Genomic DNA, 15,392 nt, shown 5'->3' with positions numbered 1-15,392 from the left:
GTTAGGAGTCAGTGAGTTCTTCGCGGGTCGGAGCCTGCGCCCCAGCGCGCACCACAGTGAACGATGCGGTGGCGACGGCGCGTGCCACGGCACGTTTGATCGGCTCAAAGCCCGTTGTACGCAGGCGCTGACGGGCCTCGACGGAGCCCAGCAAACCTTCGTCCAACAACCCGGAAACCAATCCCGACATGAACGAATCGCCTGCACCCACGGTGTCTTCAACCTCAACGCGACGGGCATCGACTTCGATGGACTCGCCAGTCTCAGACAGATAAGCCATCGCGCCATCGCCACCACGGGTGATGATGATCAGCGGCGGGCCTAGTCGGCCCCACTCACGGGCGATGTCTGCCATCGAGGCGCCCTCGTAGAGCCACTCGGCATCCTCGGTGCTGCACTTGACCACGTCGCTGCGGCCGATGCAGTCCTCAATCCGCTGGCGAGCATCCTGAGGTGTGCCCATGATGGTGGGACGTGCATTCGGGTCATACGACACGGTGCCGTGTGGCCGGATGGCTTCCATCAACTGGAGCACCTCGGTGCCACCGGGCTCCAGGTGCAGGCAATCGAGCCAGTGTGCAGGTGCCCATAGGCCGATGCGTCGGTCGGCGGCACGGTCCACTGCAGGTCAAAGACATACGTCGCGACGCCGTCCTCATCCACCGTGGCTTTGGCCGTGGGGGTGCGTTCGGCACTATCGCTGCCCGGGGTCAGGCTGACACCGCGCTCGGCGAGGTGCTCGGCAATGCGAAGACCTCGGTCATCCGAGCCGACGTGCGTTGCCAAGTCGCTCGGGTGGCCAAGTCGAGCGAGACCCATGGCCACGTTCGCTGGGCTGCCCCCGACATACTCAGCGACTTTTCCCCCAGGTGAGTGGACGATGTCGATGAGCGCTTCCCCTGTGGTGAGCACACGCGTTTCGGTCACTGTCAGTCCTATCGATTGCTGATGTCGTGAGGCTCGTCGAGGTGGCTGAGAGGCTCAGCTAGGGGCAAAGGCGTCGGCGATGGCTGCCACCTTGTCGATGCGGTGGTGCGACTCGATGACGCGAATCGTGCCCGACTTGCTGCGCATCACGAGCGAGTTGGTGATCGCGGTGCCAGAGCCGTAACGAACACCCTTGAGCAGTTCGCCGCTGGTGATGCCGGTTGCGACAAAGAAGCAGTTGTCGCCGGTGACCAAGTCATCGGTATGCAGGACGCGGTCCAGATCGTGACCGGCATCGATGGCACGCTGACGCTCTTCGTCGTCGATGGGCCACAGTTTGCCCTGGATGACGCCGCCCATGGCCTTGACTGCACAAGCAGTGATGATGCCCTCGGGGGTGCCACCAACGCCGAGCAGCATGTCGACACCGCTGTTTTCCTGGCAGGCGGCGATGCCGCCAGCAACATCGCCGTCACTGATGAAGCGTAGGCGGGCACCGGCTTCACGGACTTCCTGAGCCAACTTTTCGTGGCGCGGACGATCAAGCATGATGACCGTGACGTCTTCGACATACTTCTTTTGAGCGCGAGCCACCCGGCGCACATTTTCGGCGATCGGCAGGCGAATATCGACGCGATCGGCGCAGTCCAGGCCAACGACCAGCTTGTCCATGTAGAAGACGGCGCTGGGGTCATACATGGTGCCGCGCTCGGCGACAGCCATCACCGAGATCGCGTTGTCCATGCCTTTGGCGGTCAACGTGGTGCCGTCGACCGGGTCAACCGCAACATCGACGGCTGGACCGGTGCCGTCACCGACGTTCTCGCCGTTGTAGAGCATGGGAGCCTCGTCTTTTTCGCCTTCACCGATGACGACGACGCCATCCATGGAGACCGAAGAGATGACCTTGCGCATGGCCTCGACAGCCGCGTTGTCGGCCTGGTTCTTGTCACCCAGGCCAACCCAGCGACCAGCCGAAAGGGCAGCTGCCTCGGTCACCCGCACCAACTCCAGGGCAAGGTTGCGGTCGGGAAGGACTGACTCGCGGCGCGTACGGGTCTCTTTAGCCATGGGGTTGGACTCCTGTTGTCGATCAGTAATGGGTTCCTTCTGACCCTATCTGTCCCGACGCCGCAGGGGAATGCGATTATGGAGATGTGAGCACTCCAAGCAAGCGGCTGATGTCGTGGTCGAGCAAAAACATGTTCTATTCACTGGCTGCCTGCTTGATCCTGGTCTTCGGCATTTGGGCGATTTCGCCCTCGCCCCCGAAACGCAGCGGCGAGATGCCGAGTATGGGTTGGCTGCCAGCAACGCCGCTGAGACTGTCGATTGGCAGGTGTGGTCGCCCGTTGGGCTCGACGAAGACTGGACGCCTTCGACGGTGACGTTCGGTCAGCGCGCTGATGTGCCCGAAACACTCCGAATGGGCTGGATCACCCCCGAGCAGGAGTACATCGAGTCTCGCCAGGCAGAAAACCCGACGCAGGCGTGGGTCGATGAGGTTGTGCTGCCAGGGATGGACGCCCAAGAACCAATCTCGATCGACGGGCCCAACGGAACGACCGCTTGGCAGTTGTCGACGGGCTTCGACGACAACGAGGTGCCGGTTTCGGCTCTGGTGCTTGAGCCGTCGGGGGATCAAAGCGCCACCACGATCGTTTCGGGGACGGCCAGCATCCCGGAGTTGCTCACCTACATCGAGGCGCTCGAAACGCCCTAGTTTTTCGGCCTCTGCCTGCTGTTCAGTGGAGGCATCCAGTTGAGCCTGAGCCTGGTCGAGTTTGGCCTGGCAATGCGCGGCTAACTCCTCGCCGCGACCCCACAACTTCATCGACTCTTCGAGTGGGGCGTTCCCCGACTCAATGCGGGCCACTAAAGCCACGAGCTCATCGCGTGCCTGCTCGTACGACAGATCGGTGACGGGGGTCTGGGTCTCATCAGCCATAGCCGCCACCCTAACTGCCAGACTGAGCAGCCACCTGGGCCGCAAACTCGCCGTCAGCGGTCAACACGGTGAGCGAATCCTTGACAGCGACTTCACTAGCGGTGCGGATGACGTGACCGTCGCCGTTGCGGACCACCGCATACCCACGCTCGAGGGTTTGTTGGGGTGAGACAGCGCGAAGGTGCCGGGCCATGCCCTGCAGGCGGTCGTGCTCGCGGTCGACCAATCGGGTGATAGCGACGTTGCCACGTCGGGCTGTTTGATCAATGTCGGCTCGGTGGGTGTTGATGATGGCGCTCCGGTTGGCCATCACTGGGCGGGTCAGCAGAGCGTGAATGCGTTCGCGCTGTTGATCGATCCGTTTGGACAGTGAGCCACGCCCTCGGCGGACGACGGTGAGCAGGCCGCGCACCTCGTCGGCGTGGTCCGGGACGATGCTGCTGGCCGCATGGGTCGGGGTCGACGCGCGCAGGTCGGCGACATAGTCGAGCAAAGGAGTGTCGGTTTCGTGCCCAATCGCACTGACGATCGGGGTGCGGGCGGCGCTCACCGCACGGACGAGGGCCTCGTTGCTAAAGGGCAGGAGATCCTCAAGGAGCCACCTCCGCGGGCAATCACGATCACGTCTACATCGGGTATGGCGTCTAGCTCAGCCAGCGCTTTAGTCACGCTGGGAACCGTGTCGGGGCCTTGGACCGCGACCTGGCGGATCTCAAAGTTGGCGCCGGGCCAGCGACGTCGGGTATTGACCACGATGTCTCGCTCGGCTGCTGTCTTTCGGCCAGTGATCAGACCGATGCGTCGCGGCAAGAAGTGCAGTGGTTTGCGCCGGCCGGGATCAAAGAGTCCCTCGGACGCCATGAGTTGCTTGAGGTGTTCAATGCGGGCGAGGAGTTCACCGACGCCGACATGGCGCATTTGGCGAGCCTCAAGCTGCAGGCTGCCGCGTTTGGTCCAGAAAGTTGGCTTGGCCTGCACGACGACGCGTGTGCCTTGAGTTGGTGGGCTAGGCATGGCATCGAGGGCAGCGCCGGGAATCGACACCGAGAGCGACATGTCCACATCGGTGTCGCGCAGCGTGAGGAAGACAGTCTTCATGCCAGGACGGCGGTTGAATTGGACGATCTGCCCCTCAACCCACAGGCCAGACATCTTGTCGACGTAGTCAGAGATTTTGAGCGAGAGGGTGCGCACCGGCCAGGGCGACTCGGCGGTGGTTTCGCGTGCCGTCGCGGGCAATCGGGAGGATCCGGAGGCTGGCTCTGGTGGTGTGCTGGAAGTCACAGGTCCCACAGTAATCGGCTTCACCAGCGCGGCTGCCTGGCCCTTGCTCAGAGTGCGGCAAGGCAACTTAGGAGTACACGCGTCTCGTGCGACACTTTCGTCCCATGGGTCGTCATCGTCAGGTCAATCACGAAGGTGCGCTCGCGGCTGAGCGTGAAACGGTCGCCTTGGAAGAACGTCTGCGCGCTGAATGTATCAATGCCGCCTCGCGCGGCGATTCGGTGGCCGCGGTCCTGCGCCGATTTGTGAAAGAGCATGACGGTGTAGATGTGGGGGAACTTGAGGACCGTGACTATTTGGCGTGGGATGCAGCCACTGCCCGACATCTTCATGGGCGTCACTCCGCGTAGATAGAGCGTGATCAGCGGCTATCCAGGCGTGGCCTTTACGATAGACGTGTGACTGTTTCGCCTGAACCCATGACTGTGACCACCCCGGACAACGAATCTGCTGGTAAGCGTGTTTTGTTGGCAGCTCCCCGTGGCTATTGCGCTGGCGTCGACCGCGCTGTCGTGACTGTCGAAAAGGCACTCGATCTGTATGGAGCCCCGGTCTATGTCCGCAAGGAAATCGTGCACAACAAGCACGTGGTCCGCACGCTTGAGAAGCGCGGCGCCATCTTTGTGAACGAGACCGACGAGGTCCCCGAGGGCAAGACCGTCATCTTCTCAGCACACGGTGTTTCACCTCAGGTCCACCGCGAGGCTGAGGCGCTGTCGTTGAAGACGATTGATGCCACCTGCCCGTTGGTGACCAAGGTGCACCGCGAAGCCGTGCGTTTTGCTTCCGATGACTACGACATCCTGCTCATTGGGCACGATGGACACGAAGAGGTTGAAGGCACAGCTGGCGAGGCCCCCGAGCACACGATCTTGGTGCAGAACCCGCAGGAAGTAGAAGATGTCGAGGTTCGCGACCCCGACAAGGTTGTCTGGCTTTCGCAGACCACCCTGTCGGTCGACGAGACCATGGAGACGGTTCGCCGCCTGCGTGAGAAGTTCCCCAAGTTGCAGGACCCGCCCAGCGATGACATTTGCTACGCCACGCAGAACCGCCAGGTAGCGGTTAAGCAGATGGCCAAGGAATGCGACCTGGTCATCGTGGTTGGTTCCACCAACTCTTCTAACTCAGTCCGCCTCGTTGAGGTCGCGATCGAACACGGCGCCAAGGATGGCCACTTGGTCGACTACGCCGACGAAATCGAAGAGGCGTGGCTAGATGGCGTCACCACGGTAGGCGTGACGAGTGGTGCAAGTGTGCCCGAGTTGCTGGTCCGCGATGTTTTGGACTGGCTCACTGCCCGTGGTTATGGCGACGTGAGCTTGGTCCGGGCGGCCGATGAGTCCCTGACCTTCAGTCTCCCGAACGAGTTGCGCCGTGACCTTAAGAAGCGTGATGGCGCCGAAGCGGCGAAGCTGCGTCACGACGCTGGCTCGCTGCACTAGCCGCATCTGATTCGTGCACTTCGAGGCCTTCCTCATCAGTGAGGGAGGCCTCACGTGCCCAGGGCCTCGGAGAGCTCGTGATCGAGCAGGTCGGGCTGCGTCAGCCGGCGAGCTGACTTGTCGATGGGGGCGAGCTCGGCTGCGGGTGGAGCCACAACACCCAACTCGTGCATCTTGCGGCTGGTGACCATGACGCGTGACTCAACCGTGCCGACCATGCGGTTGTAAGAGTCGACCGACTTATTCAGCGAAGCACCCAGCGCGGCGATGTGCCCGCCGAGGGTCCCGATCCGGGAGTGCAACTCGGAGCCGAGGGTCAGCACCTGCCGAGCATTGTCAGCCAGGGCATCTTGCTGCCAGACAGCCGCGGTTGCCTGCAACACGGCGAGCAGGCTGGCCGGGGATGTCAGGATGACCTTGGAGCGCTGAGCGTGGTCGTACAACTCGGGCTGGGCATTCAGCGCAGCGATCAACACCGCGTCACTGGGGACGAAGCAGATGACAACCTCGGGGCTGGAGTCGAACGCGCTCCAATAGGCCTTAGCGGCCAGGGTGTCGACGTGGCCGCGTAGGGCCTTGGCGTGGTTGACCAATAGCTTGGCGCGGGCCGCATCGTCTAGATCGGGAGCCTGAGCCTGTAAGAAGGCATCCATTGGCGCCTTGGCGTCCACGACTAGTGACTTGTCTCGGGGCAGGCGAATCAAAACGTCTGGTCGCACGGCGATGTCGTGCGCCGTCCGGCTCGCGACCTGCTCATCGAACATGCTGTGCGCCAACATGCCGGAGTGCTCCAGGACCCGTCGCAGTTGCGTTTCGCCCCATGACCCTCGCGTCGTTGATGAGTTGAGTGCGCCGGTCAGGCTCGCGGTCTGATCGCGCAATGCGGTGGTGCCCTCAGCGACTTGCGCAATGACCTGCTGCAACTGACCGAAGTGCGCAGCCCGCTCTCGCTCAAGAGTCCCCACCTGCTCGCTGACATGCGTCAGTGTCTGGCGCAACGGACCAAGTTGGAGGGCGAGGTCGCGATCGTGGTGGGACTGGTCGCGCAAGGTGTCGAGTTGCAGCGCCATAGCGTCTCGCTCGGCGATCGCGGCGGCAGCCTGTGCCTGATCATTCGCGCGTTGAGACTCAACCGCCCGGACCTGGTCATGGGCGGTGCGCTGAGCGTCCGAAACTGTTGATGAGGTGCGCAGAGCAGCCACTAGCCACCCGAGGGCTACTCCGAGAGCCAAACCGACGATCAAGATCCCAATCACTGCGATGACGTCCATGCGTGCACTCAATCAGGGAGTACTGACAGACCCTGGTAAGGCCCGATAACGTCGAGGCACGTGTCGGCCGGGATTTGGCGATGTGAGGCCAGTGCCAGTTGACGGATGGACGGAGTGTGAAGCAGATGGTGAGCGGTCAAGACCCGAGCGCTGATGTTGTTGGTCCGAGGTACCGCGAGATCGAGGTGCCGGTGCGTGGCGGGGCTTTGCATGCTGCGGTGTGGGAGCCAGAGGAGGGCGTTGAAGATGCGCCGACTCTGGTGGCGATCCACGGGATCACTTCTAGCCACATGGCATGGCCAGAGGTCGCGGTGCTGCTGCCTGGCGTGCGTGTTATTGCTCCAGACTTGCGGGGCCGTGGGCACTCGAACGACCTTCCTGCACCATATGGCTTGCAGAGCCACGCAGATGATGTAGCTGGCCTGCTGAGGTATCTGGATATCCAGGTCGCCACCGTCGTTGGGCACTCCATGGGAGCGGCAGTTGGTGTGGTTTTGGCTGATCGACACCCCGAGTTGGTGCATGCTCTTGTCCTCGTTGACGGCGGGATGCCACTGCTTCCACCGGCGGTTGCTGAGCCAGAAGCAATGGCCGAAGCCGTGCTGGGCTCAGCCGCTCAGCGACTAGAGATGACATTCTCCGGACGCGACGCATACCGAGCGTTTTGGCACGACCACCCCGCGTTAGGGCCCTATTGGTCTGATTCTGTTGCGGCCTATGTTGACTATGACCTGGAAGGGGAGGAGCCCGCCACGCAACCGAGGACTCGAGTTGAGGCGCTACAAGAAGATATCCGCGAGTTAGTTGACGGTGAGGCGTTGATCACTGGGCTGGAACGACTTCGTCACCCTTCGGCCTGGGTCGTGGCGGCTCGAGGGCTGCACGACGAAGCCACACCGCTGTATCCACAGGCCGCTCGTGAGCACTGGGCGCAGCAGTTCCCGCAGTTGAGTGTCAGCGAGATCGAGGACGTCAACCACTACACGATTGTCATGGGAAGCAATGGTCCTGCCGCTTTAGAGAAGACGATCCGGGCAGCGTTGGTCTGATCCGTCGAATGCGCCGAGTCGCTCCCGGATCCAGTCGCCTTGCGTGACATCTGCGCTCCACTCGACCGATGTCGACTAGACTCTTGTCCTTGTGGCACTCTCTATCGGAATCGTCGGCCTGCCCAACGTTGGCAAGTCCACGCTCTTCAACGCGCTGACCAAAAACAACGTCTTGGCTGCGAACTACCCGTTCGCGACCATCGAGCCCAACGTCGGAGTCGTGTCGCTGGCCGACCCTCGACTGAAGCGGCTCGCCGAGATCCACGGCAGTGCCAAGATCCTGCCCGCGACGGTGGCTTTCACCGACATCGCTGGGATTGTGCGTGGAGCCTCCGAGGGTGAGGGCCTGGGCAACAAGTTCCTGGCCAACATCCGTGAGTCGGATGCCATCTGCCAGGTCGTGCGGGCCTTCAACGATGACGACGTGATGCACGTTGACGGCAAGGTCTCGCCCAAGGACGACATCGAGACGATCAACACTGAGTTAATCCTGGCTGACCTGCAGACCCTTGAGACCGCGATCCCGCGCCTCGAGAAAGAGGTCAAGGGCAAAAAGACTGACAAGGCTGTGCTCGACACCGCCAATGCCGCGCTGCCGATCCTTGAAGCTGGCGACACGTTGTATGCCAAGGGCAAGGCTGCTGGTGTCGACATGGACATGGCCCGCCAGTTAGGCCTGCTCACCACCAAGCCTTTCCTGTATGTCTTTAATCTGGACGAAGACGGCCTGACCGATGAAAAGCTGCACGCCGATCTGGCTGCCCTCGTCGCTCCGGCCGAGGCGATCTATCTCAACGCCAAGCTTGAAGCTGACTTAGCTGAGCTGGACGAGGAAGAAGCCGCAGAACTGCTGGAGTCCGTTGGCGTGACTGAGCCTGGCCTGCAGCAGTTGGCCCGAATCGGTTTCGACACCCTGGGGCTGCAGACCTACTTGACGGCTGGCCCCAAAGAAACGCGTGCCTGGACGATCAAGCAGGGCTCGACTGCTCCCGAGGCTGCCGGTGTCATCCACACCGACTTCCAGCGGGGCTTCATCAAGGCTGAGATTGTGTCGTTTGAGGCGCTCGATGAGTTTGGCACGATGAACGAATGCCGCTCCAACGGCAAGGTGCGTATGGAGGGCAAGGAATACCTCATGCAGGATGGCGACGTGGTCGAGTTCCGGACAGGGATTCCGTCTGGGGGCAAGAAGTGAAAGCGACTGATCTTGCCAAGGTTCGCGCGACGCTCTGGAGCGCCGCAGACGAGCTGCGTGCGAACTCCAAGCTGACACCCGTCCAGTATCGCGACCCGGTCCTCGGACTGGTGTTCCTCGCGTACGCCGAGAACCGCTTCGAGGCCGTGCGTGGGGAGGTCGAGGCTAAGTCCAGCGCACGCAACCCCGCGACGCCCGCGGACTACAAGGCGAAGTCGGTGCTGTACGTCCCCGACAATTCTCGACTCTCCCACCTTGTCGATCTGCCCGAGGGCGCCGATATTGGGAAGGCCACCGACGAAGCGGTCAAGGCCATCGAAGAGGCCAACCCGGAACTCAAGGACATCCTGCCGCGCGGCTACCAGAAGCTTGAGCGTTCGACATTGATCGAGTTGCTTCGGCTCTTCGCGCCGTTGCCTACCGAGCTCGCGGGCGATGCCTTCGGCTTCATCTACGAGGATTTCCTCTCCAACTTCGCGGCACAGGAGGGCAAGGGCGGCGGTGAGTACTTCACGCCGTACTCCATCGTCCGGCTCATCGTCGAGATCATCGAGCCCTTCCACGGGCGCGTATTCGACCCTGCCTGCGGGTCGGGCGGCATGTTCGTCCAGTGTGCGAAGTTCGTCGAGCGTCACAATGAGTCGGCCAGCCGCAAGCTCTCGGTCTTCGGCGCGGAGAAGACCGACGACACTGTGCCGCTGGCCAAGATGAACCTGGCGCTGCACGGGCTGTCCGGGGACATCCGGCAGGCCAACAGCTACTACGAGGACCCGCACAGCGCCGTGGGTGCCTTCGACTACGTGATGGCCAACCCGCCCTTCAACGTCGACAAGATCAAGAAGGACCAGCTCGCCGGTGACAGGCGGTTCCCGTTCGGCCTGCCCAGGGCCGACAACGGCAACTTCCTGTGGATCCAGCAGTTCTACGCTGCGCTGTCCCCGAAGGGCCGTGCCGGCTTCGTCATGGCAAACTCCGCCGGCGACGCGGGCCACTCAGAGAAGGACATCCGCAAGCAGCTGATCGAGTCTGGCACCGTCGACGTGATGGTCGCGATCAGTTCCAACTTCTTCTACACCGTCACCCTGCCGGTGACGCTGTGGTTCCTCGACAAGGCCAAGGTGGGCACGCCACGCGAGGACACGGTGCTCTTCGTTGACGCCCGGCACGTCTTCCGCCAGATCGACCGCGCGCACCGTGACTTCACGGCCGAGCAGATCGAGTTCCTGGCGAATGTCGTGCGGCTCTACCGCGGCGAGGACGTCGAGACCAAGGAGGGTAGCGACTCCTGCTCGCGGAGAACTTCCCCGACGGCACGTACGTCGACGTCGCCGGCCTTTGCAAGGTCGCCACCCGGGCGGAGATCGAAGCACAAGGCTGGAGCCTGAACCCCGGCCGCTACACCGGCACCGCTGCAGTCGACGAGCGTGAAGTCGACTTCATAGGCGACCTTGCGGTGCTGCACGAGGAGTTCACGAAGCTGAGCGACGAGGCCGATGTGCTCCGAGCGAAGGTCGACGCGTCCGTGGGATCGGTCCTAAACCATGGGTAGAACGGTTAGATTGCCCTTCTGTCCCACAGCGGCAGATGTCGTAGCGCCTGAAGGTTGGCATGTATCCAGGATTGTCGATGCCTACGAACAGCTACCGACCGGGCAGCGATACGACTCGAAAACAGTCGAAATCGATGGCGATGTGCCGGTTCTTGATCAATCTCAAGAGGGGGTCCTAGGCCATCACAGTGGCGATCCCGGCGTGTTCGCTTCGTTGGATGCTCCTGTAGTGACTTTTGCTAATCACACATGTGCGATGCGGGTGTTGACGACGCCCTTCTCGGTTATTCAGAACGTCTTTCCGTTGATTGGACGGCCGGGAATCTGTGACACTCGATTCTTGTACTATGCCACCAAAGGCAGGCAGTCGACAGAGGAATATAAGGGTCACCACCCGGCGTGGAGGAATAGCTACTTCGCATACCCCGACCTGGAAATGCAACGCAGAATCGTGGAGATTTTGCAGCCTTTCGACGACTTGATCGAGAACAACCGCCGGCGGGTCGAGGTGCTGGAGGAGATGGCGCGGGCCATCTACCGCGAGTGGTTCGTGAAGTTCCGCTACCCCGGCCACGGCGATGTGCCCATGGTCGACTCCGCTCTCGGTCCAATCCCTGAGGGATGGCATGTCGGTCGAGTCGGTTCCTTTGGTCGAATTGTAACTGGCGCTACACCGTCGACTAAGCAACCACGCTACTGGGGGAGGCACATGATACGCCATTCCTGACCCCAACCGAAATGGGATGGCGGCGCTTATACGCCCGACCCGCGCGGCATCTCTCAGACGCGGGCGTTGCTAGTGTCAAATCGCGACTCCTGCCAGCGGGTGCCGTTTGCTTCTCATCTATCGGATCGATCGGCAAGGTTACCCTCGCTGTTAAGCCGTTGGTGACGAACCAACAGGTGAACTCAGTTGTCGTTGATCACTCGGTAACATCCGAGTCTTATGTTTATGAGGCCTTGAGTCACGCATCTGAGAGGATCAGAGGAATGGCTTCCGGATCGGCTACACCAATTATCAACAAGTCTACTTTTGCGGACATCAGAATGGTGATGACTCCACCGTCTCTAGCCCATTTATTTGGTCGTGAAGTGGGCTTGCTCCATTCGCTCATAACTAAACTGGAGGAGCACTCTAGTCGACTCGGAGCGATTCGCGATCTACTGCTACCCCAACTCGTGACAGGGCAGATCGACGTGTCGTCGCTCAACCTGGACACGCTGATCGCGGAGAAGGTGGCGTAATGACTCCCACGGGTCCTGAGTACCGGTACGTCGAGAAGCCGAGCATCGAGCTTCTGGCGGAGCTCGGCTGGACTCCAGTCGACGCCTTCCAGGAGATCTTGGGACCCGAGGGCAGCCTGGGGCGCGACTCCCAACGTGATGTCGTGCTCGTTCACCGGCTGCGGCTTGCTATGCGCAAGATCAACTCTGAATACGTGCCCGATATCGCTATCAACGAGGCGATCGAGGTGCTGACGAAGGACCGCACAGCCATGGACCGGGTCCGCGCCAATCGGGAAGTCCATGACCTGCTGCGTGACGGCTATCTGGCGGAGTGGACTGACGACCAGGGCACGAAGCAGATTGAGACCTTACGGTTCCTCGACTTCAAGGATCCGTCGAACAATGACTTGCTGGCGGTGCAGCAGATGTGGGTCAAGGGCAACCTGCACAGCCGGCGGCTGGATCTGGCGCTGTTCGTCAACGGGGTACCGCTAGTGCTGATGGAGTTCAAGGAGCCCAACGAGTCGGTCAAGGCGGCCTACGACAACAACTTGACCGACTACCGCGACACCATCCCGCAGCTATTCATCCCTAACTGCTTCGTGTTGCTGTCCAATGGAAGCCAGGCGAAGGTCGGGTCAACTTACGCGCCGTGGGAGTTCTTCAACGACTGGAAGATCATCGACGCCCACGGCACCCGCGGTGCGGTCGCCCTGGAGACTGCGCTTCGAGGTACCTGCGACCCGTCCGTTCTTCTAGACCTACTAGAGAACTTCGTCGCGTACATGGAGCGGCCCGGTGGCCTGATCAAGGTTCTCGCGCGATCCCACCAGTTCCTCGGAGTCAACGCCGCGATCGAGAACCTGCACCGGGCGCGTGCTGAGCAGGACAAGCGCCTGGGAGTCTTCTGGCATACCCAGGGCTCGGGCAAGTCGCTGTCGATGCTGTGGTTCAGCCAGAAGGTGCTGCGACGGGTGCCGGGCAGGTGGACGTTTGTCATGGTCACCGACCGCACCGAGCTCGACACTCAGCTCCACGGGGAGTTCGCCGACGCCGGGGCGATCTCGCCCGAGGCCAGGGTGCACGCAGACTCCGTGGCGCACCTGCGTGAGCTGCTGGCGGCTGACCACCGGTACGTGTTCACGTTGATCCACAAGTTCCAGCCGTCGAAGGCGTTGGGGGAGCGGCAGATGCCGGTTCTCTCAACCCGTTCGGATGTCATCGTCATCACCGACGAGGCGCACCGAAGCCAGTACGACACACTCGCCCTGAACATGCGCACTGCGCTACCGAACGCCTCGATGATGGGCTTCACCGGCACACCGCTGATCGCCGGTGAGGAGCAGGCCACGCGCGAGCAGTTCGGTGACTACGTCAGCGTCTACAACTTCCGCGACGCGATCGAGGACGGCGCGACGGTCCCGTTGTACTACGAGAACCGCATTCCCGAGCTGCAGCTGGTCAACGAGAATTTCTCCGAGGAACTCAACGAACTCCTCGAGGAGGCCGAGCTCGACGAGGACGCCGAGGGCCAGCTCGCTCGGGCGTTCGGTACGCAATACACGCTGCTGACACGTCCTGAGCGCCTGAAGACGATCGCCAAGGACCTCGTGACCCACTTCGTCGGCCGGGGCTTCACCGGCAAGGCGATGTACGTCGGGCTCGACAAGGCCGCAGCCGTGCGGATGTACAACCTCGTCCGAGAAGCCTGGACCGAGCATCTGGCTGACCTGAAGGCGGAGCATGACGCGTTGCCAGAGCTCGAGCGTCCGTGGCTGGCATCGCGGATCGAGCTCATGGAGACCACCGACATGGCGGTCGTGGTCTCGCAGAGCCAGAACGAGCTGAAGATGCTTGACGAACAGGGCCTCGACATCCGACCGCACCGCGAGCGGATGATCCGCGAGGACCTGGCCGAGAAGTTTAAGGACGCCCAGGACCCGCTGCGGCTCGTGTTCGTCTGCGCGATGTGGATGACCGGCTTCGACGCGCCCAGTGTCTCGACGGTCTACCTCGACCGGCCGATGCGTAATCATACGTTGATGCAGACGATCGCCAGGGCCAACCGGGTCTTCCCGGAGAAGGACAACGGGTTGATCGTCGACTACGTCGGTGTCTTCCGGAACCTGGAGAAGGCGTTGGCGATCTACGGGGCCGCGAACGCCGGCGACTCACCGATCGAAATTATCGACGCCCTCGCCGCCGAGCTGAACGCTGCCGTGGCCGACCTGTTCGCCTTCTGCACCGGCGTCGGAGTCGACCTTGCTGCGATGCGCGACGCCGAAGGATTCGACCACGTCGCCAAGCGCGACGCAGCTGTCGAGGCGCTACTCGTCGACGAGGGCACACGCACCGACTTCCAGCAGAAGGCACGCCAGGTGCGGAAGCTCTTCAAGGCCCTCCTGCCCGACCCCAAGGCTGCTGCGCAGCAACGCAACGTCGCAGCGATCAGGGTGCTCGCCGAGCGCATCGCGGAGGTCACACGGCCGGCCGAGGCGGACCTCGGTTCGGTCATGGATGCGGTGGACGCGCTGCTCGACCGCTCCGTAGGTGCCGAGGAATATGTCATCCGAGCCGCTGCCGAGGGGACCAAACCCGATCCGCTCATTGACCTGTCACAGATCGACTTCGAAGGTCTGTCGGCCAAGCTCGCCGGACGGGAACGAGCCGAGACCGACCGACTGGCGCAGCTGTTGCGCCAGCAGGCCATCGCATCGGCGACGCGGAACCCGACCCGATACGAACTTGTGGAGCGGATCGAACAGCTCATCAATGATTACAACGCGGGCAGTGTGAACATCGACGAGTACCTCCGCCGCCTCATCGAGCTGTCGAAGACTCTGACCCATGAGGAGGAGCGATCCGCTCGCGAGGATCTGACAGAGGAGGAGCTGGCGATCTTCGACCTGCTCACCCAACCCAATCCCGTCCTGACTGACGAGGAGCGTGAGACCGTCAAGGCCAGCGCCCAGAAGCTTCTCGTGCACCTCCACGAGAAGCTCGTCCAGGACTGGCGTCGCAAGGTCGACGTGATGAATGACGTCGACAGCACGATCCGACGAGTCCTGGACCAAGAGCTGCCCGAGACGCCCTACACGCTCGATATCTTCTCCTCGAAGGTGCGGCTTGTCTTTGATCATGTCCTCACTGCCTACGGCGACGACGGAGAGAGCGCCTACACCCCGCGGGTCGATTTCCAGTGGCCCGCGCAGTCGGTGGAGTACGACGGCCCAGACGGGCCTCTTGATGTGGACAAGATCGCTGACGACGTCGTCGCCCGCATCCACGTCGATCCGACCTTCGCCTCTCAAGTGGCCGCACAACTGGGTGCCACCGACTCAGCGATGTAGAGCGCCCAAGAGTCTCTGAGAGTGCCGACAACGGTCTCGATGATGCAACGTCGGTTCGAGCGAGCGTGGCGACCAGGAGAGTGTCGTGACACACGACGATGACCGTGAGGACGATCTCAAGCCTGCCCAAGAGAGGGAACGCAACTC

General features: G+C 62.0%; 12 protein-coding genes and 2 pseudogenes. 7 read left to right on the top strand and 7 right to left on the bottom strand.

Annotation, left to right across the window (positions count from 1 at the left end):
* Position 1: 1 nt before the first annotated feature.
* From L0A91_RS18870 to glpX, 3 genes are read right to left on the bottom strand one after another with little or no spacing between them, the layout of a single operon-like run.
* Positions 2 to 535, bottom strand: a complete 534-nt coding sequence (locus tag L0A91_RS18870; RefSeq protein ID WP_311197731.1) for a PfkB family carbohydrate kinase — start codon at positions 533 to 535, stop codon at positions 2 to 4.
* A complete protein-coding gene (locus tag L0A91_RS18865; protein WP_311197730.1) occupies positions 523 to 927 on the bottom strand; it encodes a PfkB family carbohydrate kinase in 405 nt (134 codons plus the stop codon). Before L0A91_RS18865 ends, L0A91_RS18870 begins: the two co-directional genes overlap by 13 nt.
* A 54-nt stretch (positions 928 to 981) precedes the next feature.
* Positions 982 to 1,998, bottom strand: a complete 1,017-nt coding sequence (gene glpX / locus L0A91_RS08230; RefSeq protein ID WP_235243821.1) for a class II fructose-bisphosphatase — start codon at positions 1,996 to 1,998, stop codon at positions 982 to 984.
* Between the two features lie 115 nt (positions 1,999 to 2,113).
* Here glpX and L0A91_RS08225 point away from each other — a divergent pair, with 115 nt between their 5' ends.
* The gene (locus L0A91_RS08225) at positions 2,114 to 2,650 is read left to right on the top strand and encodes a DUF4245 family protein (protein WP_235243820.1); all 537 of its coding nucleotides are present in this window, start codon (positions 2,114 to 2,116) and stop codon (positions 2,648 to 2,650) included.
* A 12-nt stretch (positions 2,651 to 2,662) separates the two neighbouring features.
* Here the strand turns inward: L0A91_RS08225 and L0A91_RS08220 are convergent.
* The 3 genes and pseudogenes from L0A91_RS08220 to L0A91_RS08210 all read right to left on the bottom strand — a co-directional run.
* Positions 2,663 to 2,875, bottom strand: a pseudogene (locus tag L0A91_RS08220) (exodeoxyribonuclease VII small subunit); the annotation flags it as partial.
* Positions 2,876 to 2,885: 10 nt separating this feature from the next.
* Positions 2,886 to 4,027: pseudogene (xseA, locus tag L0A91_RS08215) on the bottom strand (exodeoxyribonuclease VII large subunit).
* 179 nt (positions 4,028 to 4,206) lie between these two features.
* Complete coding sequence (locus L0A91_RS08210) at positions 4,207 to 4,500, bottom strand: hypothetical protein (protein ID WP_235243819.1); 294 nt, start codon at positions 4,498 to 4,500, stop codon at positions 4,207 to 4,209.
* A gap of 78 nt (positions 4,501 to 4,578) precedes the next feature.
* Here L0A91_RS08210 and L0A91_RS08205 point away from each other — a divergent pair, with 78 nt between their 5' ends.
* Positions 4,579 to 5,604, top strand: coding sequence for a 4-hydroxy-3-methylbut-2-enyl diphosphate reductase (locus L0A91_RS08205; protein WP_235243818.1), 1,026 nt, complete (start codon positions 4,579 to 4,581; stop codon positions 5,602 to 5,604).
* Positions 5,605 to 5,654: 50 nt separating this feature from the next.
* Here the strand turns inward: L0A91_RS08205 and L0A91_RS08200 are convergent, their stop codons facing one another.
* Positions 5,655 to 6,875 carry a DNA recombination protein RmuC gene (locus tag L0A91_RS08200; protein WP_235243817.1) on the bottom strand — a complete coding sequence of 407 codons (1,221 nt, stop codon included), beginning with the start codon at positions 6,873 to 6,875 and terminating at the stop codon, positions 5,655 to 5,657.
* 125 nt (positions 6,876 to 7,000) lie between these two features.
* Between L0A91_RS08200 and L0A91_RS08195 the strand changes: the two genes are divergently transcribed.
* The 5 genes from L0A91_RS08195 (at position 7,001) to L0A91_RS08180 (ending at position 15,245) form a co-directional block, all read left to right on the top strand.
* Entirely contained in the window at positions 7,001 to 7,924 is a 924-nt protein-coding gene (locus L0A91_RS08195; protein ID WP_235246574.1) for an alpha/beta fold hydrolase, read from the top strand.
* Between the two features lie 91 nt (positions 7,925 to 8,015).
* Complete coding sequence (gene ychF / locus L0A91_RS08190) at positions 8,016 to 9,119, top strand: redox-regulated ATPase YchF (RefSeq protein WP_235243816.1); 1,104 nt, start codon at positions 8,016 to 8,018, stop codon at positions 9,117 to 9,119.
* On the top strand, positions 9,116 to 10,504 hold the full coding sequence (locus tag L0A91_RS08185; RefSeq protein WP_235243814.1) for a class I SAM-dependent DNA methyltransferase: 1,389 nt from the start codon (positions 9,116 to 9,118) through the stop codon (positions 10,502 to 10,504). The genes ychF and L0A91_RS08185 overlap by 4 nt, the downstream gene beginning before the upstream one ends.
* Before the next feature lie 902 nt (positions 10,505 to 11,406).
* A complete protein-coding gene (locus tag L0A91_RS19840; protein ID WP_397333684.1) occupies positions 11,407 to 11,913 on the top strand; it encodes a restriction endonuclease subunit S in 507 nt (168 codons plus the stop codon).
* The gene (locus tag L0A91_RS08180) at positions 11,913 to 15,245 is read left to right on the top strand and encodes a type I restriction endonuclease subunit R (protein WP_235243812.1); all 3,333 of its coding nucleotides are present in this window, start codon (positions 11,913 to 11,915) and stop codon (positions 15,243 to 15,245) included. The genes L0A91_RS19840 and L0A91_RS08180 overlap by 1 nt, the downstream gene beginning before the upstream one ends.
* Positions 15,246 to 15,392 lie beyond the last annotated feature (147 nt).

Origin of the sequence: Ornithinimicrobium sp. INDO-MA30-4, assembly GCF_021535045.1 — a bacterium.
GTDB lineage: Bacteria > Actinomycetota > Actinomycetes > Actinomycetales > Dermatophilaceae > Ornithinicoccus.
Note: the sequence above shows the minus strand (reverse complement) of the source record. Positions and strands in the feature narration are given on the sequence as shown.